The sequence below is a fragment of the Streptomyces hirsutus genome (assembly GCF_001418415.1).
GTDB lineage: Bacteria > Actinomycetota > Actinomycetes > Streptomycetales > Streptomycetaceae > Streptomyces > Streptomyces hirsutus.
The window spans coordinates 1-21,653 of the sequence record NZ_LIQT01000062.1 but is presented as its reverse complement, the minus strand read 5'-3'; the positions used below and the strand labels follow the sequence as shown (position 1 = coordinate 21,653).

The following is a 21,653-nucleotide window of genomic DNA, read 5'->3' as shown; positions in this document are numbered from 1 at the left end:
TGATCGGCGCGCTCGGCGGGCGGCGGCGGGGGCAGCTGCTTCTTGCGGCGGCTGCCGACGATGAGCCCGCCGAGCGCGCCGATCACGACCACGGCGATGACTACAGCAAGGATGAGGATGTCCATAACAGCCCCAGTATCAGCCATGGGCTTCCCGGTCGCGCCGATGGCGGCCCGCACGACACGGTCCGTGCCGCCCGGCGCCGGCGGTCTGGTGATCGGACGCTCCACCGGCTACCGTCCGCCCCGCAGCCGCCCGGGCCGCCCGGCTCGGGCTGCCGTTCTGCCCCGGCGCGCACCCGCCGGAGCTGGAGACGTACTACAAGGAACGGCTCACCGAGTACGGCACCGAGGGCTGGACGAGGATGCCGGCCCCGCGGACCCCGCTGCTGCACGTGGCCGAGGAACCGGACCGCGCGTGGGCGCTCCACGGACGGCACTTCCTGCACGAGGCGCGCACCTACGCGTCCTGGCAGCCGGCCGGGACCCGCTCGGCGGTGCGGTCGGCAGCCACGACGGTGGAGGAGCTGCGCGCAGAGGGCGTGTGCCGGATTCTCACGCCCGAGGAGTGTGCGGGGCTGGGGCACGACACGTATGTGCTGCATCCGCCGGCCGGCGGGATGCCGGTGGACGAGGGGTGGCGCAGCCTGCGTCTGTTCGCGGAGCAGGTGCTGCCCCGGCAGGCGGACGAGTCTCCCGGCTCCAGGGGTGCGGCCGATGGGCGGCCGGCGGGTGTACGGCACACCGCCGCCCCGGCCCGGACGGGGTCCGGGCCGGGGCGGCGGGGGTACGAGGAGAGGGGCAGCGGGGACTTGAACCCTTCTCCTCGGTTCATGGGACGGGCCGGCCCCGAGGGGGCCCGTCGGCATCGGCCTCGCGGCCGCGGTCAGCCCATTTCCTCCAGGGCCTTGCCCTTCGTCTCCTTGACGAACTTCAGGACGAACGGGATGGAGAGCGCGGCGAACACGGTGTAGATCACGTAGGTCGTCGACAGGTTCCAGTCGGCCAGCGAGGGGAAGCTCGCGGTGATGGCCCAGTTGGCGATCCACTGCGCGGCGGCGGCCACGCCCAGGGCGGCGGCGCGGATCCGGTTGGGGAACATCTCGCCGAGCATGACCCAGACGACCACACCCCACGACAGGGCGAAGAAGAGGACGAATATGTGGGCGGCGACCAGCGCGACCCAGCCCTGGGTGGCGGGGAGCTTGCCGTCGACGAGATCGAAGGAGAACGCCCAAGCCTCCAGTGCGAGGCCGATCACCATGCCGACGGAGCCGATGATCGCGAGCGGCCTGCGGCCGATGCGGTCGACGAAGATCATCGCGATGACGGTGCCGACGATGTTGATGATCGACGTGGTGAAGGAGTAGAAGAACGAGTCCGTCGGGTCGACGCCCACCGACTGCCACAGCGTCGAGGAGTAGTAGAACGCGACGTTGATGCCGACGAACTGCTGGAAGACCGAGAGGCCGATACCGACCCAGACGATCGGCTTGAAGAAGAAACTGCCGCCGAGCAGGTCCTTGAAGCGGGATTTCTCCTCGCTGTGCATGGCCGACTCGATCTCGGTGACGCGGGCGTCCAGGTCGATGTCCTGTCCCTCGACCTTGCCCAGGATCTTCCGGGCCTGCTCGCGCTTGCCGACGGAGATCAGGTAGCGCGGGGACTCCGGGATGGCGAAGGAGAGCAGTCCGTAGACCACGGACGGGACGACCATGATGCCGAGCATGAGCTGCCAGGCCTCCAGGCCCAGGAGTTCGCCGCGCTGGTCGCCGCCGGCGGCGTTCAGGATGCCCCAGTTGACCAGCTGCGACACGGCGATGCCGATGACGATCGCGGCCTGCTGGAAGGAGCCGAGCCGGCCGCGGTAGGCGGGCGGGGCGACCTCGGCGATGTAGGCCGGGCCGATGACGGAGGCCATGCCGATGGCTATGCCGCCGACGACCCGCCAGAAGGCGAGGTCGTAGAGGGAGAAGGGGAGGGCGGAGCCGATGGCGCTGACGGTGAACAGGACCGCGGCGATCCGCATGCACCGGATGCGGCCGATGCGGTCGGCCACGCGGCCTGCGGTGGCGGCACCGATGGCACAGCCGATCAGCGCGATCGCGATGACCTGCGCGAGAGCGGCCGAACCGATGTCGTAGCGGTCGCGGATGGCCTCGACGGCGCCGTTGATCACGGAACTGTCGTAGCCGAAGAGGAAACCGCCCATGGCGGCCGACGCCGCGATGAAGACGACGTGCCCGAGATGCTCGGGGTGAGCCGTACCGGCTCCTGACTTCTGTGCCTGCGCTGCGCTGGTCACGTGTAACTCCTCGGGCCACCGGCATCGTCGCCGGGTGGGGTCAGCCCTTCGAGGTCCACCTGAAGGTGCCTGAAGGTAAATACGACGACGTCGAGACTATGTCTTCAAGTTTTGAAGTCAAGAGAGGGGATGGGTCGCGAAATGGTCAGATATTTCGCAGGATTCGGGGACAGTTGTGGCGAGCTTGAGTTCATCATGTGAAGCCAAGGAGCCCGAAGGTGACCGGGTGACCCGTCAGGTCGCCCGGTGGAGGCGCTGGCTGATGACCTTGGACACACCGTCGCCCTGCATGGAGACGCCGTAGAGCGCGTCGGCGACCTCCATGGTGCGCTTCTGGTGTGTGATCACGATCAGCTGCGAGGCCTCCTGCAGCTCCTGCATGATCCGGATGAGCCGCTGGAGGTTGGTGTCGTCGAGAGCGGCCTCGACCTCGTCCATGACGTAGAACGGGCTCGGCCGCGCCTTGAAGATCGACACCAGCAGCGCCACGGCGGTCAGCGACCGCTCGCCGCCCGAGAGCAGCGACAGCCGCTTGACCTTCTTCCCCGGCGGACGCGCCTCGACGTCCACGCCCGTGGTGAGCATGTTGTCGGGGTCGGTCAGCACCAGCCGCCCCTCGCCGCCGGGGAACAGCCGGGAGAAGACTCCCTCGAATTCCCTGGCCGTGTCCCAGTAGGCCTCGCTGAAGACCTGCTCGACGCGCTCGTCGACCTCCTTGACGACCTGGAGCAGATCCGCGCGGGTCTTCTTCAGGTCCTCCAGCTGCTCGCCGAGGAACTGGTGGCGTTCCTCCAGCGCGGCGAACTCCTCCAGGGCGAGCGGGTTCACCTTGCCGAGCTGCTGGTACGCGCGCTCGGCCGTCTTCAGGCGCTTCTCCTGCTCGGCCCGCACGAAGGGGCGGGGCCTGTTGCGCGGGTGCTCCGGATCATCCGGCAGCTGCTCTCCCTCGGCGGGGGGCGAGGGCGGCACCAGCTGGTGCGGGCCGTACTCCGCCACCAGTCCCCCCGGTTCGACACCCAGTTCCTCCAGCGCCTTGGTCTCCAACTGCTCCATCCGCAGCCGTTTCTCGGCGCCGAGTACCTCACCCCGGTGAACTGAATCCGTCAACTTGTCGAGTTCTGCCTTGAGATCGCGTCCCTCGGTCCGCGCGCGGGCGAGTTCCTGCTCGCGGTGGGCCTTCGCCGCCTCGGCGGTGGCGCGCTCCTCGTCGGCACGCGCGAGGGACACCTCGACGTGCGCGAGCAGGTGCCGGGCGCCGGCGGCGACGGCCTCGGCGACGGCCGCCTCGTGCCGCAGGCGGGCGCGCCGCTGCTCGGCACGCGCGCGTGCCTCGCGTTCCGTGCGGGCGGCCCGTTCCAGGGAGTCGGCCCGCCCGGTGAGTCCTTTGACGCGCTCCTCGTGCGTCCGCACCTGGAGACGGGCCTCCATCTCGGTCTGCCGGGCGTTGGCCCCGTCGGCGGCGAGCCGGTCGCGCACGGAGGTGTCGGGCTCCTCGTCGAACGGCATCTCCTCGGCGACGGCGAGCCGTTCGGCGAGTTCCTCCACGTCGCCGAGCGCCTTGTCGAGGGCTTCCTGCGACCGGGCCGCGGCGGCGGCGGACCGCTCGGCCTCCCCGGCGGCCCCGCGGGCCTGCCCGGCGAGCCGGCCGAGCTGCTGGGCGACGGAGGACTTCTCCCGGTCGGCCGCCCGGCGCCGCTCCCCCAGTTCCTCGACGAGGGCGGCGCACCGGCCGCGCTCCTCGGTCGCCGCGTGCTGCGCCCGGGTCAGCTCCTCGCACCGCACGGCAAGCACCTCCAGCTCGGCGGCGGCCTCGTCCACGGAGGCCTGCACCTCCAGCAGGCTCGGGGCACCCGCCGAGCCGCCGTGCGCGAAGTGCGCGCCCAGCAGGTCGCCTTCGGCGGTCACGGCGGTCAGCTCGGGTCGCGCGTACAGCAGCGCCTCGGCGTCCTCCAGGGTGCCGACGACGACGGTCCCGCGCAGCAGCCGGCGTACGGCGGGCAGCAGTTCGGCGGGGCCGCGCACCAGATCGGCGGCGTACCGCGGGCCGTCGGGCACGCCGGTGAGCGGCTCGTGTCCTCCGGACGGCTCGTGCGACCCGTACGAACCGTCGGCCCGCCGCTCGTGCGGGCCGTCGGGTGCTCCGGCACGCGACGTGTCCGGGGCAGCGGCCAGGAGCAGGGCGGCGCGGCCCGCGTCCTGTTTGCGCAGCAGGCGGATCGCCTCGGCGGCGGCGGAGGGCCCGGTCACGGCCAGGGCGTCGGCGGCGGCCCCGAAGGCCGCGGCGAGGGCGGTCTCGTGGCCGGGGACGACGGTGAGCAGTTCGGCGGCGGGGCCGAGCAGTCCGGTGAGCCGGTCCTGGGCCGCGAGCAGCGCGCCGGTGCCGTCCTTGCGGCGCAGGCCCAGGGCGAGGGCCTCGTGGCGGGCCCGGGTCGCCGCGCGCTCGCGTTCGGCGGCGGTGGCCGCCTCTCGGGCGGCGGTGAGGGCGGCCTCGGCCCGGGCGAGACGCTGCCTGGCCCCGTCGTGCTGTCCGGCGAGTTCCGCGTCGTCGGCGTCGAGGCCGTCGACCTCGGCCCGCAGGGTCTCGTACTCCTCCTGGGCGGCGGCGGCCCGTTCCCGGGCCTCGTCACGGGCGGCCGCCAGGCGCTCGATCTCTGCCTGGGCCGCCGCGGCGCGCGAGCGGGCGGCGCCGACCTTGCCGGTGAGGCGGGCGAGCTCCTCCCGCCGGTCGGCGATGGCACGCGCGGTGTCCTTCAAGCGCCGCTCCTCCTGGGCGAGTTCGCGTTCCAGCTCGGCACGGTGGGCGACCGTGTCCTCCAGGGCGCGTTCGGCGGCTTCGAGGGCTGCCTCCAGCTCGGCCTCCTGTTCGCGGACGCGGGCGGCCTCGCGCTCCAGGTCCTCGGGGTCGCGGCCGCGGCGCTCCTCGGGGGGTGCGGAGCCGGCGCTCTTCACGCGCGCGTCGGCGAGCGAGATGGTGCCGCGGACCCGCTCGGCGAGCTGGGACAGCTCGTACCAGGTCTGCTGGGCGTTCTGCAGGCGCGGGGCGAGGCGGCGGACCTCCTCCTCGAGGACCGCCTCGCGCTGGAGGGCCTTGCGCAGTTCCTGCTCGGCGGTGTCCTTGCGTTCCTTGAGGGCGGCCTCGTCGGCGATCTCCGCCGTGAGGGCCTCGCGCAGACGCGCGAGGTCGTCGGCGAGCAGGCGCAGGCGGACGTCGCGCAGGTCGGCCTGGATGACGGCGGCCTTCCGGGCGACCGCCGCCTGGCGGCCGAGGGGCTTGAGCTGGCGCCGCAGTTCGTCGGTGAGGTCCTGCACGCGTGCGAGGTTGGCCCGCATCGCGTCCAACTTGCGCAGCGCCTTCTCCTTGCGCTTGCGGTGCTTGAGGACGCCCGCGGCCTCCTCGATGAAGGCGCGGCGGCCCATCGGGTCGGCGTGCAGGACGGAGTCCAGCTGGCCCTGGCCGACGATGACGTGCATTTCACGGCCGATGCCGGAGTCGGAGAGCAGTTCCTGGATGTCCAGGAGGCGGCAGGTGTCGCCGTTGATCTGGTACTCGCTGCCGCCGTTGCGGAACATGATCCGCGTGATGGTGACCTCGGCGTACTCGATGGGCAGGGCCCCGTCGGCGTTGTCGATGGTCAGGGACACCTCGGCCCGGCCGAGCGGCGGGCGGCCCGTGGTGCCGGCGAAGATGACGTCCTCCATCTTGCCGCCGCGCAGCGACTTGGCGCCCTGTTCGCCCATGACCCAGCTGAGCGCGTCCACGACATTGGACTTGCCCGAGCCGTTCGGACCGACGACGCACGTGATCCCCGGTTCGAACCGGAGCGTGGTCGCCGAGGCGAACGACTTGAAGCCACGGAGGGTCAGGGCCTTGAGATGCACGCAGCCGGACTTTACCCGCCCGGGATGTCCCACTCCATGCACCGGCGGTTTCACGGGTGAACGCGCAGGGCACACCAGACGTTAAAGACGGTGAAAGGATGCGCGGGGCAAGGAATTGGGGGACCCGGGCGGCGCGGGGGGTGCGGAGGCAGGAAAGAAGGGACGCCGTGGCGTCCCTTGCACTTCTGACAACGTGGCGGTGGTGACGGGCGGACCGACCACTGCTGCGCCGTGGTGGAGCGGTGCAGTGATCAGGTCAGCGCAGGCTCCGCCTGGTGTGCGTCAACGCTCTCCATGATCCTGTCGTGAGAAGCGGCAGCCGCAAGCTCGTCGTTCTCCGCCTGGATCCGTACGAGTTCGGATTCCAGGTCCTGGACGCGCTGCTGGAGCCGTCGCATCTCGGCGAGGAGTCGCGGGTCGGAGCCGCCGACGTAACCGAGAAGCGCCTTTGCCATGATGGATGGTCCTCCACAATGCGTGACCGACCTGTGCGGTGTGGGTCGTGAGGGATGAGCACCCGCGATGCTTGGCAGACCTGGAGTTGTACTGCCGTTCAGCCATGCCAAACAGCTAAGGTGCGCGGGGACTTTCAGCGTCTCACCAAAAAGTTTGACGGTCAACACGATCACACGCCGTATCGGCCGATGACCCGGCGCACACGGCCGTCGGGCGGCCGCGCCGCAATTCCCGCGGGCACTTTCGGCGTGGCGGCCGTCGGCGCGGGGGAGCTTCCCACGATCTCGCGGGCCTTGGCAATCACCAGGACTTTTCCGCTCCGCAGAGCCTCTCGCGGCGGCGGCCCGGCGCACACGGAGGCTCTCCGGGGACGGTGGGCTCAGCGGATGGCGAAGCCGTCGTATCCGCCTCGGGGCGTGTCCCAGATCTCGGTGACACCGTCCACACGTCCGGGCGTGTCGCCGTCCTGGAGCCAGTCGAGCAGCCCGTCGCACCGCTCGCGGGAGCCTTCCGCGACCACTTGGACGCGTCCGTCCGCCAAATTGAGAGCAAAGCCACTCAGGCCGCCGATCTCCAGCGCCTTGGCCCGCGTGAACCAGCGGAAACCCACACCTTGGACGCGTCCCCTCACCCAGGCCACCAGTCGCACATCCTCGCTCATGCCTGCAACCTAACCGGACAATGTCACTCGGGGCACTCCCTCCCCTGGCGGCATGCGGTACCGTCCCGATCGAATGAATCTCATATGAAACTCACTCGTTGGTGTGAGTTTCGTGTTGAACGCGAGGACGAGTCGACCGACGCAAGGACGAGGAAGGCCAGGACATGGGACGCCACCGACGCTCCGCCGCCGGCCGCGCCGCCACGGGCCGCGCCGCCACGGGGGTCACTCAGCACGACGACCTGTACGACGGAGGCCACAGCCTGCTGGGCGCTCACGCCGAAGACGCTCCGACCATGGGTATCGCCCCCTATCTGAACCCGGAGGCGTACGCCGATACGTCCGCGCGGAGCGAGGCCTACCTCTTCGCGACGGAGGACGCTCCCGGGGGCGGCTACGCGGGGCACTTCACGCAGGGCGGCTTCTACGGAAACCCCCACCATGAGACCGGCCACCAGGAAGACGGCTTCGCCGCGGGCCCGAGCCGCCCCCGGTCCGCAGACACGGCCGCCGCCGACACGGCCGTGTTCGCCAGTGACGACTTCCGGCGCGGGGGCATCCCGCAGCAGGGCGGCTCCCCGGACGACGGCTTCACACCCGGCGAGAGCGACCGGCACTCGGGCGGACGACGCCGGAAGAAGAAGGCTGCGACCCCGGTCCGCACCGGCCTGCTCGGGGTGTCCGCCGCGGTGGCCCTCGGCACGGTCGCGGTGGCCACGGGCGCGGTTCCCGGTCTCGAGAACTACAAGCTGGGAGGCGACCGCGCCCCCGGCGACAGTGTCGAGGCCGCGGGCACCCCGACCAACGCACCCGGCGAACTGGGCGGCACCTCGGGCAGTCTCGAGAGCCCGATCCGCGACGCCGGCAACCCCGCGAGCCGTGACTCCGACCGCGCCGCCTCCCCCAAGCCCTCGCCGTCGGACTCGTCCGACAGGAAGGCGACGAAGACGCCGGAGAAGAAGACTCCCGCGGAGGCCGAGGCGGCGGAGGAGAAGCCCTCGACGACACCGAGCGAGGAGGTGTCGGAGAAGACGACGGCTCCGGAGCGCAAGACCGCCCCGCAACCGGAGGAGAAGGCGCCCAGCAGCCCGGTGACCGTGTCCGAGGAGACCGCCGCCGGAGCCCAGGTGCTCCAGCTGGTCAACCAGGAGCGGGCCAAGGTGGGCTGCAGCCCGGTGGCCGCGAACAGCTCACTGACCGCTCTGGCCACGGAGTTCAGCAAGGACATGGCCGGCCGCGGCTTCTTCGACCACACTGACCCCGACGGCGACACGCCGTGGGACCGGGCGTCGGCGGCCGGGATATCCGACCTGGGCGGGGAGAACATCGCCCGCGGCCAGGCCAGCGCCGCAGCCGTGATGGAGGCCTGGATGGACAGCCCCGGCCACAAGGCGAACATCCTGAACTGTGACTTCAAGACCCTGGGCGTGGGCGTGCACTTCGGCTCCGGCGGCCCGTGGTGGACCCAGAACTTCGGCTACTAGAGGTTCCCGTACCAGAGGTTCACAGCAGTACGCGCACGAAAACGTACGGCGGCCCGGGACGTCCCGGGCCGCCGTACGCGCTTCCCCCACACCTCCCGTCCCCTTCTCACCAGGCCTCCCGGCACTGTCGTGCGGTAAGCGCGCTCCCTTGGTAGGCGCTGGGCCGAAGTACGCTGAAGGCATGACAAGCACGCGGCCGCACCCGGAGGACCCGGCGGAGCAGCGGCTCCCCTACGACGCGTTCGCCCGAGTGTGCCCGTCGCGCGGCACGCTGGAGCATGTGACGGGACGCTGGGGCGCGCTGACGCTCGGAGCGCTGTGCGGGGGTTCGCTGCGCTTCAACGAGCTGCGCCGCCGGGTCGACGGCGTGAGCGAGAAGATGCTCTCCCAGACTCTGCACGCGCTGGAGCGCGACGGCCTGGTGCACCGCGAGGCGCAGCCGACCAATCCTCCCCGGGTGGACTACGAACTCACCCCGCTGGGCCACGAGGTGGCGCGGCACGTGCTGTCCCTCATCCGTTTCCTGGAGAGCAGCATGGACGACGTGCTCCGGGCCCGCGAGAGCTACGACGAGGCGCGCGGGGCCCTCTGACACCTCGGGCAGAAGTAGCTGGACCGGTTCATCCAGGGCCGCCGGCGCACCGGCGTACCGCACCGGCGGCAGGGCAGGCCCTCCCGGCCGTAGGCGTCCAGGGACCGGTCGAAGTAGCCCGATTCGCCGTTGACGTTGACGTACAGGCTGTCGAAGCTGGTGCCGCCCACCGCGAGGGCTGCGTTCATCACGTCCCGGACGTGGTCCAGGAGGAGCTGGGAGCGTGGGCGGGTGAAGGTCTCCGTGGGGCGCTCGTAGTGGATGCGGGCCCGCCACAGCGCCTCGTCCGCATAGATGTTGCCCACTCCGCTGATCAGCGACTGGTCCAGCAGGGCCCGCTTGATCGTGGTCCGCTTGCGGCGCAGCGCCCGGTGGAATGCCTCGTCGTCGAAGAGCGGGTCGAGGGGGTCGCGGGCGATGTGCGCGATGACGTCGGGCAGCCCGTCGGGGGTGTTGTCGTGCAGCGAGAGCCCGCCGAAGGTGCGCTGGTCGACGAAACGGAGCTCGGTGTCCAGGTCGTCGGTGAAGCGGACCCTCACACGCAGGTGCTTCTCGTCCGCCGCGTTGTGCGGCTGGACCAGCAGCTGACCGCTCATGCCGAGGTGGGCCAGGACCGACTGGTCCGAGTCCTCCAGGGGCAGCCACAGGTACTTGCCGCGGCGGCCGGGGACACCGACGCGGTGACCCTTCAGGCGGTGTGCGAAGTCGTCGGCACCGGCGAGGTGGCGACGGACCGCGCGCGGGTGCAGCACCTCGGCCGCGGCGACGGTCCGGTGGGCGACCCACCGCTCCAGTCCGCGCCGTACGACCTCGACCTCGGGCAGCTCGGGCATGGTTCCCCCTCCGAGGACCTCTCTTGACGACCGCGACCCGAGTTCCCGCCCCGGCAGGGGGCGGGAACTCGGGTCACGGTCTGCGTGAAGTGCGAACACCCCGAAGACCGCGGGTGCCGCGTGATCCGATCGATCCGCGTACGGATCGTCAGGCGGAGGCCGCCGACGTGTCGGCGGCAGGCTCGGCGCTCGCGTCGGCGGCCGGGCCGGCCGCTTCGGTCGAGGCAGCCGCCTCGGCTCGCTCGTCCGCCGCGGCCCGGATGGACCGCCAGGCAGACTCGGCGGCCTGCTGCTCCGCCTCCTTCTTGCTGCGGCCGGTGCCGGTGCCGTACGAGACGCCTCCGACGCGGGCGGCAGCAGTGAAGGTCTTCTCGTGGTCGGGGCCGGTCTCCGTGACCAGGTACTCGGGCACACCGAGTCCTTCGGTCGCGGTGAGTTCCTGGAGACTGGTCTTCCAGTCCAGGCCGGCACCGAGGTTGGAGGACTTCTCGATCAGCGGGTCGAACAGACGGTGCACCAGCTCCGCCGCCGAGTCGAGTCCCTGGTCGAGATAGACCGCGCCGATCACCGCTTCGAGGGTGTCGGCGAGGATGGATGCCTTGTCCCGGCCACCTGTGCCCTCTTCACCGCGGCCGAGCCGGATGAAGGAACCGAGGTCGAGCCCGCGGCCCACCTCCGCCAGCGCACGCGAATTGACCACCGCGGCCCGCAGCTTGGCCAGCTGGCCTTCGGGCAGATCGGGGTGGGTGCGGTACAGCGTGTCCGTGACGACGAGACCGAGCACGGAGTCCCCGAGGAACTCCAGCCGCTCGTTCGTCGGCAGACCGCCGTTCTCGTACGCGTAGGAACGGTGGGTCAGCGCGCGCACCAGAAGGGCGGACTCGAGCTGATAGCCGAGCCGCCCTTCCAGAAGCGTGTGGGACGAGGCCTGGTGCTCCGCCGATCCGCTCTCGCTCGCGCGGGGCGACTGCTTCTTGGGCGTGGACACAGTGCCTCTCACCAGCCGCTCAGACCTCGAGGACCTGGCGCTTGTTGTAGGTGCCGCAAGACGGGCACGCGATGTGCTGCTGCTTGGGCTCGTGGCAGCGCTCGCACGCAACCAGGGTGGGGACCGCAGCCTTCCACTGCGACCGGCGGTGGCGCGTGTTGCTGCGCGACATCTTCCGCTTCGGAACAGCCACGGCTACTTCTCCTGCTTCTCGTCGACGCCCGGTTCGGCGCCGCTCATCTCGTCCTTCTCGCCATCTTCGGGTGAACCGGCGAGTCCCTGCAGTGCCGCCCAACGGATGTCGACGGCGTCGTGGTGGTGGTCCGGGTCGTCCGCGAGCCGGGCTCCGCATTCGGAGCACAGGCCGGGGCAGTCGTCCTGGCACACCGGCTGCATCGGCAGTGCGAGCACCACCGCATCGCGCAGCACGGGCTCGAGGTCGAACATGCCGTCCTCGAGGGGGAGCCTGTCCTCGTCGTCCTCGGCGTCGTCGCCCGGTTCCGCCTTCACACGGCCCCGGTCGTCGGCGTCAGGGTACGAGAACATCTCCTGATATTCCGCGACGAGCTCCTGCTCGAGCGGCTCCAGACACCTTACGCACTCCCCCTCGGCCGTCGCACGGGCGGTGCCTGTGACAAGCACACCTTCCATGACCGACTCGAGCCGGAGTTCGAGCTCCACCGGGGCGCCTTCCGGCACTCCGATGACTCCCTGGATCCCGAGGTCCCTGGGCGCCTCGATCGAGCGGGTCAGGCGCTGCAGCGCGCCCGGCCTCCGTCCCAGCTCGTGCGTGTCGAACACGAGGGGATTGCGGTGGTCGAGGCGGGCGTTCAGAGCCATTCCTGCTTTCGATCTTCGAACTCGGAGAAACGCTGTCCCGTGGTGTTCCCGGGCAGCGTGGATCGCGCACGTCTACGGAGTCGGAGCAGCGCACACACGACCGATGAGCCAGGATACTGGACCTTCGGCTCTCGTCCCAATCCGGGCCGGTGGCCGGCCCGGGGCCGGGCCCAGCCCCGGACGCCGCACGGGCCGCGGCCGGACGGTCAGCCGTTGCCGCGGCCCTGTTCGTAGGCGCGCAACTGCTCGGCACTGATCATGCTGGTGTCGAAGAGGCTGGCCTCGTCGAGGGCCGCCGGGTTCTGCTGCTGCGGGGCGTAGTCCTGACGGCCCTGTCCGGGGTCGTAGGCCGGCTGCTGCGGCGTCTCGTAGCCCTGGTAGGCGGCGTACGGGTCGGCCTGCTGAGCGGCGGCCTGCTGCGGGTAGCCGTAGGGGTCCTGTCCGCCGTCGTACTGCTGCGGGTAGCCGCCGTACGGATCGGGCTGCTGGTTCTGCTGCGCGTAGCCGTACGCCTGTTCCTGCTGGGCGTAGTCCTGCTGGGCGGCCTGCGGAGCCCGCTGGGGCTGCTCGGGCACGACCTGCTGGGGCCGGGCGGGCCGCTGGACCGGGGCGTCCGACATGGCCGCGAGGTCGGCGAGGTAGTCGGCGTCGCTGGAGTGCTGGACCGTCGTCATGTCCTCGGCCAGGGCGCCGAGGTCGTCGCTGGCGATCCGGCCGTGCAGGGTCTGGCGGCCCCGGCCGACCGCCTCCAGGGTCTTGGCGAGGACCGCCTCGAAGGCGCCGAGCTTGACGTCGACGTACTCGTCGGCGCTGCGGCGCAGGGTCTCCGGGTCGTGGCTGCGCTCGGGGGCGTCCTCGTCCTCGTAGCCCTGCTCGTCGAGACCGGGCCCGGTGCCGAGCAGCTTCTCGCGCCCGCGGCCGACGGAGCCGAGGGTCTTGGTGAGGACGACCTCGAAGTTGGCGAGCTTGGAGTCGACGTAGTCGTCGGCCTCGGCGCGGACCTCCTCGGCCTCCTTGCGGGCCTCGCCGAGGATCCGGTCGGCCTCGGACTGGGAGCGGCGGGCGACCTCCGTGCCGGAGATCAGGGAGCCGCGCTCGGCGTGCGCGCCCTCGATGATCCGCTCGGCCTCCTGACGCGCCTGCTCGACCATCTGCTCGCGGCCGCCGATGAGTTCCTGGGCCTGGGCGAGGGAGTCGGGCAGCGCCGCGCGCACCTCTTCGAGCATCGAGAGCAGGTCGGCGCGGTTGACCACGCACGAGGCCGACATGGGCATCGAGCGGGCCCCGGAGACCAGGTCGACGATCTCGTCCAGCTTCTTCTGCACGTCCACCGTGTGCTCGCCACTCTCTACAGCTGTGTTGGAGACGGACGCAACGACTGTACGGCCCTGGGGCGGATGGGGAACACCGCCCGGCGGATTGCCCGGGGGCCGGCGGCTCCCGGCCCGGGGCCTGTCCGGCTTCGCCGGGCGCTCAGTGCTTGCGCGGGCGGCGCCCGGACCGTGCGCGGGAGGGCTCTCAGTCCTTGCGGAGGCGCTCGGAGAGGGCGGAGAAGACCTCCGGGGGCACCAGGTGCGAGACGTCGCCGCCCCAGGTGGCGACCTCCTTGACCAGGGAGGACGACAGGAAGCTGTAGGTCGGGTTGGTGGGGATGAAGAGGGTCTCCACGCCCGAGAGGCCGTTGTTCATCTGGGCCATCTGCAGTTCGTAGTCGAAGTCGCTGACCGCGCGCAGGCCCTTGACGATGGCGGGGATGCCGCGCTGCTTGCAGAAGTCGACGAGCAGGCCGTGGAAGGCCTCGACCCGGACGTTCCCGTACTCGGCGGTGACCCGGCCGATCAGGTCGATCCGTTCCTCGACCTCGAAGAGGCCCTTCTTGGACTGGTTGATCATCACCGCGACGTAGACCTCGTCGTAGAGGCTCGAGGCGCGGCCGATGATGTCGAGATGTCCATTGGTGATGGGGTCGAACGACCCGGGGCAGACGGCGCGGCGCACTGGTGATCCCTCGCTCTCCGGTCCGGTCATCGTGCGTCTTCGCACGTAGAGGCGGCGCGACCGTACCAAAACGTTCCCTCTCCGTAGCGACGGGCCCGGAGCGCCTCGAAGCCGGGCGGCCACGCGAACTCCCCGCCTCTGGTGCTGCGCTCCACGGTGACGAGGGCTTCGTCCGCGAGCCAGCCCCCGGTACGGAGTGTGAGCAGGATCTCGCGAAGATCGTCGTCGGAAACGGCGTACGGGGGGTCGAGGAAGACGAGGTCGTACGGGTCGGCCGGCGGGGGCGTACGGATGATCTGCTCCGCTTTGCCCGGTCTGACCTCGGCACCGGGCAGCCCCAGTGCCCTGACGTTGTCCCGGACCGTGCGGACGGCTCTGGCATCGGCCTCGACGAGGAGGGTGTGTGCGGCTCCCCGGGACAGGGCCTCCAGGCCGACGGCGCCGGAACCGGCGTACAGGTCGAGGACGCGCTCGCCCTCCAGCGGGCCGCCGAGGAGGGCCTGCCAGGTGGAGAACAGGCCTTCGCGCGCGCGGTCGGAGGTGGGGCGGGTGCCGCTGCCCGGCGGTACGCCCAGGCGGCGTCCGCCGGCCCGGCCGGCGATCACGCGGGTCATGTCCTCGTCCTTGTCCTCGTCGGTGTGCCGGCGGTGCCCGGAGGCCGGCCGACCCAGTCTGTCAGCCCTTCTCCAGGTACTGCTCCCTCTCGTCGTCCAGCAGGGCCGCCAGCGCGGTGCGCAGTCCCGGCAGGCGCTCCAGTTCGGGATCGGCGGCGACGACCGCGGTGGCCTCCTCTCGGGCTTCGGCGATGACCTCCTCGTCGTCGATGACGGCGAGCACGCGCAGGCTGGAACGGGTGCCGGACTGGGCCTGGCCCAGGACGTCGCCCTCGCGGCGCTGTTCGAGGTCGAGGCGGGAGAGCTCGAAGCCGTCGAGGGTGCCGGCGACCGCGCCGAGCCGCTGCCGGGCCGGGCTCGCCTCGGGCATCTCGGTGACGAGCAGGCACAGGCCGGGGGCCGAGCCGCGGCCGACCCGGCCGCGCAGCTGATGGAGCTGGGAGACGCCGAAGCGGTCCGCGTCCATGATCACCATGGCCGTGGCGTTGGGAACGTTGACACCGACCTCGATGACGGTGGTGGCGACCAGGACATCGGTTTCGCCGGCCGCGAAGCGGCGCATGACGGCGTCCTTGTCGTCCGGCTGCATCCTGCCGTGCAGGACCTCCACGCGCAGGCCGCTCAGGGGCCCCTCGGCCAGGTGTGCGGCGACATCGAGGACGGCGAGCGGCGGGCGCTTCTCGGCGTCGTCCGCGGAGGACGCGGACTTCGCCTTCCCGGCCTTCCTCGGGTCGTCCTCCTCGTCCCCGATGCGCGGGCAGACCACGTACGCCTGGTGGCCGTTCCCGACCTCCTCGCGGACCCGCTCCCAGGCGCGGGCCAGGAAGTGGGGTTTGTCGGCGGCGGGGACGACATGGCTGGCGATGGGCGAGCGGCCGGCCGGGAGCTGGTCCAGGACGGAGGTCTCCAGGTCGCCGAAGACGGTCATCGCGACCGTGCGCGGGATGGGGGTGGCGGTCATGACGAGCAGGTGCGGGGGCTGTTTGCCCTTGCCGCGCAGGGCGTCGCGCTGTTCGACGCCGAACCGGTGCTGCTCGTCGACGACGACCAGGCCCAGGTCGTGGAACTGCACCTTGTCCTCGATCAGCGCGTGGGTGCCGATCACGAGGCCGGCCTCGCCGGTGGCCAGGTCGAGCAGCGCGTGGCGACGGGCCGCCGCGCCCATCGAGCCGGTGAGCAGCACCACCTTCGTGGCATACTCCGTCCCGCCCAGCATGCCGCCCTCGGCCAGTTCGCCCATCATCTCGGTGATCGAACGGTGGTGCTGCTGGGCGAGCACCTCGGTGGGCGCCAGCATGGCCGCCTGTCCCCCGGCGTCGACGACGGCGAGCATGGCGCGCAGCGCGACCATGGTTTTTCCGCTGCCGACCTCGCCCTGGAGCAGCCGGTGCATCGGATGTTCGGTGGCGAGGTCGTCGAAGATCTCTGCGGAGACCTTCTGCTGGCCGTCGGTGAGCGTGAAGGGGAGCCGGTCGTCGAAGGCGGCCAGCAGGCCGTCGGGCTTCGGTCGGCGGGCGACGGCGGGGAGCAGGGCGTCGGCGTGACGGCGGCGGGCGAGGGCGACCTGGAGGACGAAGGCCTCGTCCCATTTCAGGCGGGCGCGGGCTTCCTCGACGTCCGCCCTGGTGTGCGGCCGGTGGATCTTCAGCAGGGCCTCGGGGAGCGGGAGCAGACCGCGCCCCTCGCGCAGCGTGCCGGGGAGGGGGTCCACGGCGTCCCGGGCGTGGGGCAGAACGGTCTGGAGTGCCTTGCCGATCTTCCAGGACTCCAGTTTGGCGGTGGCGGGGTAGAGCGGGATGAGCGCGCCGGCCCAGGTCTCGACGCTCTCCTCCGGATCGCCTCGCAGCAGCTCGTACGCGGGGTGGGCGAGCTGGAGGCGGCGGTTGAAGACGGAGACCTTGCCGGCGAACATCGCGCGGGTGCCCGGCAGGAGTTCCTTGTGCGGCTTGTGGACTCCGCTGCCGAAGAAGACGAGTTGGAGCCGCCCGCTGCCGTCCGTGATGGTGACCTCCAGGCGCTGGCCCTTGCCGCGCGGGGCCTTGGTGGAGGCGAAGGTGTGCAGGCGGGCGTCGGCAACCTGGGCGACCACGGTGACGTGCTCGTCCATGGGGAGGTCGGCGAGGTGGGTGAGCTGGCCGCGCTCCTCGTATCTGCGGGGGTAGTGGTGGAGGAGGTCGCCGACCGTGTGCAGGCCGAGGTGCTCGGCCATCACCTTCGCGGTGGGAGGGCCGAGCACCGACTTCAGCGGCTGCTGCAGTGGTTCTCGCGACGGTTTTTGCAATGCGGGCACGGGATCCATTGCACACCACGGCACTGACAACGCGGGAACGCCGGTGCCACCGGCCCTGTCGCCCGACGCGCGCCGTCCGCCCGGAGAGCGGGCCTCGCGGCGTGAGGTGCGTGCTCTCGGCGCGTCGGGGCCCGGGGCTCGTACCGGAGGCACCCGGGTCCGGGCCCGGTGCGGCGAGTGGGGTTCCCCCCTGCGGGAAAAGCTCGGGGGGAAGGATCGGGAATTCCCTGGTCAGAGGAGTGTCCCGGGCTCTAGGATGACGCGCCAACGCTCCGGCCATCCCTGCGGTCACCGCCTCACCGGGACCGCCCGACCCCGCGCCGTCAAGAGTCCCCCCACCGGCGCCGTGACGATGGACTCCCAGATCTCTCAGGCACCCCAGGCATCCGGCTCACCCCAGTCGCCCCATACGTTCCAGGTCGATCTTCGCGGCCTGGTGGACCTGCTCTCCCATCACCTCTATTCCAGTCCCAAGGTCTATCTGCGCGAGCTGCTGCAGAACGCGGTGGACGCCATCACCGCCCGCCGCGCCGAGGATCCGGACGCCCCCGCCCGCGTGCGGCTGTCCGTGGAGGCGGGCGCGCTGCGGGTGGAGGACACCGGCGTCGGCCTCACCGAGGCGGACGTGCACAACCTGCTCGCCACCATCGGACGCAGTTCCAAGCGCGCCGAGGGTCTGCAGGAGGCCCGCTCGGACTTCCTCGGGCAGTTCGGCATCGGACTGCTCGCCTGCTTCGTGGTGGCCGAGCGGATCCGCGTGGTCAGCCGCAGCTCGCGGACGCCGGACGCGCCGCCCGTGGAGTGGACGGCGCGCGACGACGGTTCGTACACGGTGCGGACGCTGCCGCACGAGGCGCGGCCCGAACCGGGCACCACCGTGCACCTGGTGGCGCGGACCGGGTCCGCCGAGTGGCTGGCCGAGGAGCGGGTCCTGTCGCTGGCCCGGGACTTCGGCTCGCTGCTGCCGTACGACGTGCGGGTGGGCGGGGAGGCGGTCACCGAGCTGCCCGCGCCCTGGGACCGTGCGTATCCGAGCCCCGCGGCCCGCAGGGTGGCGCTCGCCCGGCACTGTCACGACCTGTTCGGCTTCACCCCGCTGGACTCCATCGACCTGGACGTGCCACTGGCCGGGGTGCGCGGAGTGGCGTACGTGCTGCCCTCGGCGGTCAGTCCGGCCCAGCGCGCGGGGCACCGCGTGCACCTGAAGGGCATGCTGCTGACCGAACGGGCCGAACAGCTGCTGCCCGACTGGGCCTTCTTCGTGCGCTGCGTCCTGGACACGGACAGTCTGCGGCCCACGGCCTCACGCGAGTCGCTGTACGAGGACGAGACGCTGGCCGGGATCCGGGAGGCGCTGGGCGAGCGGGTCCGCGGCTGGCTGACCGGGCTGGCCGCCGGTGACCCGGAGCGGCTCGCGGCGTTCCTGTCGGTGCACCACCTGGGCGTGAAGGCGCTCGCGCGGCACGACCGGGAGATGCTGCGCACCATGCTGCCCTGGCTGCCGTTCGAGACGACGGACGGGCGGCTGTCCCTGGAGGAGTTCGCGCAGCGGCACCCGATGGTGCACTTCACGCGGACCGTCGAGGAGTACCGGCAGGTCGCGCCGATCGCGTCCGCGCAGGGCATCGGCGTGGTCAACGGTGGTTACACGTACGACAGCGAGCTGGTCGAGGCGCTGCCGGCGGTGCGGCCGGGCACCGTGGTCGCCGAACTGGACGCGGACACGGTCACCGCCCATCTGGACGCGGTGGACCCGGCCGAGGAGCTGGCCCTGTCGGGCTTCCTGGCCGCCGCGCGGGCCAGACTGGATCCGCTGGGCTGCGACGTCGTCCTGCGCGCGTTCCACCCGCTGTCCGTGCCCGCCCTGCACCTGGACGACCGGGAGTCCCGGCACGAGCAGGCGCGCGCCGAGGCGGAGTCGGGGGCCGACGACTTGTGGGCCGGCATCCTCGGCTCGCTGCGCGGCAGCGCCCCGCGGGCACGTCTGGTGCTCAACCATCTCAACCCGCTGGTACGGCGGATCGGTTCGCTGGGCGACCCCGAACTCATCGGCACCGCGACCGAGTCGTTGTACGGGCAGGCGCTGCTGATGGCGCAGCGGCAGCTGCGGCCGGCCGACTCGGCGCTGCTCAACCGGGCGTTCCTCGGCCTGCTGGAGTGGGCCACCCACGACGACGAGTCCACGGGGGGCTCCCACCGATGAGTCCGATCACCGATTTCGATTCCCTGCGCCGCGCGATGGGCGAGAACTCCGAGCAGCCGGAGGGGCCGGCCCGCAACGCGCGCGCGGAGCACCTGCTGCTCGAGGCCGAGAAGCTGAACATCCCGCTCGCCGTCATCGAGGCGCTCGGGCACCAGCTGAAGGTCTACAACTACAGCTCGGAGAAGGGAAAGATGTTCGTCCCCTTCGCGCGCCTGCTGCGCATGTGGGACGAACGCCCCGAGGACTTCGACGAGTACGAGACGCATGCGCTGCACTGGGTCTTCAAGTGGATGTCGGCCGGCATGCTCGGCCAGCCGCACATCCCGCTCGCGTCGATCGAGAAGTGGTTCGGCGAGATGGAGCACCGCTACCGGCTGGCCGGTCATTCCGAACGGGCGGTGCGCAGCGCCGAGTTCAGTGTGGCCGCGCATGTCGGGGACATGCCGCGGGCCGAGCGGGCGTACGCCGCGTGGCTGGCCGCCGACCGGGACACCATGGCCGACTGCCACGCGTGTGAACTGCACGGGCAGGGCTGGTGGCAGGCGCACAACGGGCGGGACGAGGAGGCGCTCGAGCTGTGGCGGCCGGTCCTGGAGGGCGAGTTCGCCTGTGCCCACGAACCGCACACGGCCCTCGCGTCCTCCCTGCTGCCGCTGTTGCGGCTGGGCCGCGCGGACGAGGCGCGCGCCCACCATCTGCGCGGTTTCCGGCTGGTCCGGCCCATGGAGAGCATGCGCGGCGCCTACGCGGACCATGTGGAGTTCTGCACGCTGAGCGGCAACGAGGCGCGCGCCCTCGAACTGCTCGCGGAGCGGCCCGCCTACTTCACCGACGAGGGTCATCCGCGCAGCAAGCTGGACTTCCTGAGCGTGGTGACGCTGCTCATGGACCGGCTGACGGAGCTCGGCCTGGGCGCCGGCCGGGTCCCCGGGCCGGCCGGGCGGACCTGGACCGCCGCGGAACTCGCCCCGCACGCGCGGGCCCAGGCGCTCGCTCTGGCGGCCCGTTTCGACGAGCGCAACGGCACGGAGTACGTCAGCGAGCGGGCCCGCGCGCGGATGGCGCGCCGTCCGCTGGTGGACCGGCTGCCGCTCGGCGTACGGCCCTCGGGCGCGTCCCCGATACGTGTGCCCGAGCGCCCGGTGTCGCCGGGTGCCGGGACGTCGGCGGAGCCCGGCACGGAGTCCTCCGGCGATGTGGCGCTGCCCGCGCTGCTCGTCGAGGCGCGGCGGATGTCGGACACCCTGCAGCCGCACGCCGTGGAGGCGTGGGCGGCGGTGGCGCGCGCCGCGGAGGAGGCGGAGGCAGCGGGGGGTGACGCCGTCCTGGAGCCCCGCGACCGCGCGGAGATCGCCGACCACGAGGCGATGGCCCTCGGCCCCGGGGCCACCGGCCTCTTCGAGCGGGCCGCCGAGCTGTACACGGAGGCGGGCGACCCCGGGGAGGCCCTGGCGGCACGCGCGCGTGCCGCGTACGTCCATGCGCTGGCGGGCCGGGTGGACGAGGCGCTCGCGGCGGTGGCCGGGCCGCACGAGGAGATCCTCGCGCTGTACGCCGCCGGCGGTACGGGCCTGCGGCAGACGGCGTCGGTGCTGATGGCACGGGCACGGATCCTGACCCGGCGTGTGCACGCCGCCGGGGAGGACCTCGAGGACGCCGTCCTGGAGGAGGCCGTGACCGCCGTACGCGCGGTGATCGCGCTCGTGGAGGGGCACACCGGCGAGGACGTCCGGCTCGCCGCGCGGGCCGCCGAGGCGCAGGCGATGCTCGGCGAGCTGGCGGGGCACGCCGGGGACGTGGAAACCGCCGCGGACCTGTCCGCGCGGGCCGCCGGGGCGTTCGTCGCGGCGGGGCTGCCGTGGTTCGCGGTGGAGTACGAGGCCCGGCTGGCGCAGCTCGCCCACCATCTCGGCGACGTCGACGGCGCCGAGCGGGCGCTGCGGGCGGCCCTGGAGCACGGCGGGCCGTACCTGGAGCCGGTCGGGCGGGCGCAGCTGCATCTGCAGCTCGCCGAGGTCACCGGTGGGCTCGGGCGGGTGGCGGAGGCCGCGGACCACGCCCTGGAGGCGGCGCACTGGGCCGACGAGGCGGGCGAGGGGCCGACGCTGGGAGCCTGGGCGCGGCATCAGCTCGGCGGGTTCCTGCTGCGGCGCGGGCGGTGGGCCGAGGCGGCCGAGGTGCTGGAGTCCGTACTGCCGGACGTGACCGCCGGGACGCACGGCGAGGGGGCGGTCGTGCAGGCGCTCTGGTGGCTCGGGGACTGCCTCGGTGAGCTGGGCGAGCACCGGGACGCCGCCGAGCGGCGGTTGCAGGCCGCCGAGATCGCCCGGCACTGGCCGGAGCAGCAGGACCACGCGACGCTGGCCCATCTGGCCGCGTCCAGCCTGGAGCAGGCGGGCCTGACCGACGAGGCGGAGCGGGCCTACGCGCGCGCGGGCGAGCTGTGGCGCACGGTCGGCGACGCGCCCGGTCTGGTGCGCTCGCTGCGCGCCCGCGCGTGGCTCACGCTGC

The 21,653-nt window shown here is 72.0% G+C and carries 16 protein-coding genes and 1 pseudogene; 5 read left to right on the top strand and 12 right to left on the bottom strand.

Annotated elements, in window-relative coordinates; genetic code table 11:
* Positions 1–241 precede the first annotated feature (241 nt).
* Positions 242–679 (top strand): annotated as a pseudogene (locus AOK11_RS44535) (LLM class flavin-dependent oxidoreductase); the annotation flags it as partial.
* Positions 680–885: 206 nt separating this feature from the next.
* Here AOK11_RS44535 and AOK11_RS05455 read toward each other — a convergent pair.
* The 4 genes from AOK11_RS05455 to AOK11_RS05440 form a co-directional block, all read right to left on the bottom strand.
* On the bottom strand, positions 886–2,304 hold the full coding sequence (locus AOK11_RS05455; RefSeq protein WP_055592485.1) for a sugar porter family MFS transporter: 1,419 nt from the start codon (positions 2,302–2,304) through the stop codon (positions 886–888).
* 234 nt (positions 2,305–2,538) lie between these two features.
* Positions 2,539–6,183, bottom strand: coding sequence for a chromosome segregation protein SMC (smc, locus tag AOK11_RS05450; RefSeq protein ID WP_055592484.1), 3,645 nt, complete (start codon positions 6,181–6,183; stop codon positions 2,539–2,541).
* 251 nt (positions 6,184–6,434) lie between these two features.
* Entirely contained in the window at positions 6,435–6,638 is a 204-nt protein-coding gene (locus AOK11_RS05445; protein WP_004924871.1) for a hypothetical protein, read from the bottom strand.
* 380 nt (positions 6,639–7,018) lie between these two features.
* Positions 7,019–7,300, bottom strand: coding sequence for an acylphosphatase (locus AOK11_RS05440; protein ID WP_042168058.1), 282 nt, complete (start codon positions 7,298–7,300; stop codon positions 7,019–7,021).
* A gap of 164 nt (positions 7,301–7,464) precedes the next feature.
* Between AOK11_RS05440 and AOK11_RS05435 the strand changes: the two genes are divergently transcribed.
* Together AOK11_RS05435 and AOK11_RS05430 are read left to right on the top strand one after the other, a co-directional pair.
* Entirely contained in the window at positions 7,465–8,784 is a 1,320-nt protein-coding gene (locus AOK11_RS05435; protein WP_055592483.1) for a CAP domain-containing protein, read from the top strand.
* A 181-nt stretch (positions 8,785–8,965) separates the two neighbouring features.
* Positions 8,966–9,376 (top strand): winged helix-turn-helix transcriptional regulator, encoded by a 411-nt coding sequence (locus AOK11_RS05430; RefSeq protein WP_055592482.1) that lies wholly within the window; start codon positions 8,966–8,968, stop codon positions 9,374–9,376.
* Here AOK11_RS05430 and mutM read toward each other — a convergent pair.
* From mutM to recG, 8 genes are all read right to left on the bottom strand, one after another.
* Positions 9,349–10,209, bottom strand: a complete 861-nt coding sequence (mutM, locus tag AOK11_RS05425) for a bifunctional DNA-formamidopyrimidine glycosylase/DNA-(apurinic or apyrimidinic site) lyase (RefSeq protein ID WP_055592481.1) — start codon at positions 10,207–10,209, stop codon at positions 9,349–9,351. The genes AOK11_RS05430 and mutM overlap by 28 nt on opposite strands.
* Positions 10,210–10,357: 148 nt before the next feature.
* On the bottom strand, positions 10,358–11,209 hold the full coding sequence (rnc, locus tag AOK11_RS05420) for a ribonuclease III (protein ID WP_206188782.1): 852 nt from the start codon (positions 11,207–11,209) through the stop codon (positions 10,358–10,360).
* Positions 11,210–11,216: 7 nt separating this feature from the next.
* Positions 11,217–11,390: a 50S ribosomal protein L32 gene (rpmF, locus tag AOK11_RS05415; RefSeq protein ID WP_003951102.1), complete on the bottom strand. Its 174-nt coding sequence runs from the start codon at positions 11,388–11,390 to the stop codon at positions 11,217–11,219.
* Between the two features lie 2 nt (positions 11,391–11,392).
* Positions 11,393–12,037, bottom strand: coding sequence for a YceD family protein (locus tag AOK11_RS05410; RefSeq protein ID WP_055592479.1), 645 nt, complete (start codon positions 12,035–12,037; stop codon positions 11,393–11,395).
* 206 nt (positions 12,038–12,243) lie between these two features.
* Positions 12,244–13,368, bottom strand: coding sequence for a hypothetical protein (locus AOK11_RS05405; RefSeq protein ID WP_055592478.1), 1,125 nt, complete (start codon positions 13,366–13,368; stop codon positions 12,244–12,246).
* 187 nt (positions 13,369–13,555) lie between these two features.
* The gene (gene coaD, locus AOK11_RS05400) at positions 13,556–14,035 is read right to left on the bottom strand and encodes a pantetheine-phosphate adenylyltransferase (protein ID WP_055592477.1); all 480 of its coding nucleotides are present in this window, start codon (positions 14,033–14,035) and stop codon (positions 13,556–13,558) included.
* Positions 14,036–14,061: 26 nt separating this feature from the next.
* Complete coding sequence (rsmD, locus tag AOK11_RS05395; protein WP_055592476.1) at positions 14,062–14,649, bottom strand: 16S rRNA (guanine(966)-N(2))-methyltransferase RsmD; 588 nt, start codon at positions 14,647–14,649, stop codon at positions 14,062–14,064.
* 61 nt (positions 14,650–14,710) lie between these two features.
* Positions 14,711–16,948 (bottom strand): ATP-dependent DNA helicase RecG, encoded by a 2,238-nt coding sequence (gene recG / locus AOK11_RS05390; RefSeq protein ID WP_055592475.1) that lies wholly within the window; start codon positions 16,946–16,948, stop codon positions 14,711–14,713.
* Between the two features lie 343 nt (positions 16,949–17,291).
* Here recG and AOK11_RS05385 point away from each other — a divergent pair, with 343 nt between their 5' ends.
* The gene (locus tag AOK11_RS05385) at positions 17,292–19,142 is read left to right on the top strand and encodes an HSP90 family protein (RefSeq protein WP_055592486.1); all 1,851 of its coding nucleotides are present in this window, start codon (positions 17,292–17,294) and stop codon (positions 19,140–19,142) included.
* Positions 19,139–21,653: tetratricopeptide repeat protein (locus AOK11_RS05380; protein ID WP_055592474.1), on the top strand; the 2,515-nt coding region annotated here is incomplete at its 3' end. The genes AOK11_RS05385 and AOK11_RS05380, both read left to right, overlap by 4 nt.

Excerpts from the sequence above, each read along its gene's own strand:
- AOK11_RS05445 (WP_004924871.1), bottom strand. The coding sequence starts at position 6,638 with ATGGCAAAGGCGCTTCTCGGTTACGTCGGCGGCTCCGACCCGCGACTC.
- AOK11_RS05440 (WP_042168058.1), bottom strand. The coding sequence starts at position 7,300 with ATGAGCGAGGATGTGCGACTGGTGGCCTGGGTGAGGGGACGCGTCCAA.
- AOK11_RS05435 (WP_055592483.1), top strand. The coding sequence starts at position 7,465 with ATGGGACGCCACCGACGCTCCGCCGCCGGCCGCGCCGCCACGGGCCGC.
- AOK11_RS05430 (WP_055592482.1), top strand. The coding sequence starts at position 8,966 with ATGACAAGCACGCGGCCGCACCCGGAGGACCCGGCGGAGCAGCGGCTC.
- mutM (WP_055592481.1), bottom strand. The coding sequence starts at position 10,209 with ATGCCCGAGCTGCCCGAGGTCGAGGTCGTACGGCGCGGACTGGAGCGG.
- AOK11_RS05410 (WP_055592479.1), bottom strand. The coding sequence starts at position 12,037 with ATGGCTCTGAACGCCCGCCTCGACCACCGCAATCCCCTCGTGTTCGAC.
- rsmD (WP_055592476.1), bottom strand. The coding sequence starts at position 14,649 with ATGACCCGCGTGATCGCCGGCCGGGCCGGCGGACGCCGCCTGGGCGTA.
- recG (WP_055592475.1), bottom strand. The coding sequence starts at position 16,948 with ATGGATCCCGTGCCCGCATTGCAAAAACCGTCGCGAGAACCACTGCAG.
- AOK11_RS05385 (WP_055592486.1), top strand. The coding sequence starts at position 17,292 with ATGGACTCCCAGATCTCTCAGGCACCCCAGGCATCCGGCTCACCCCAG.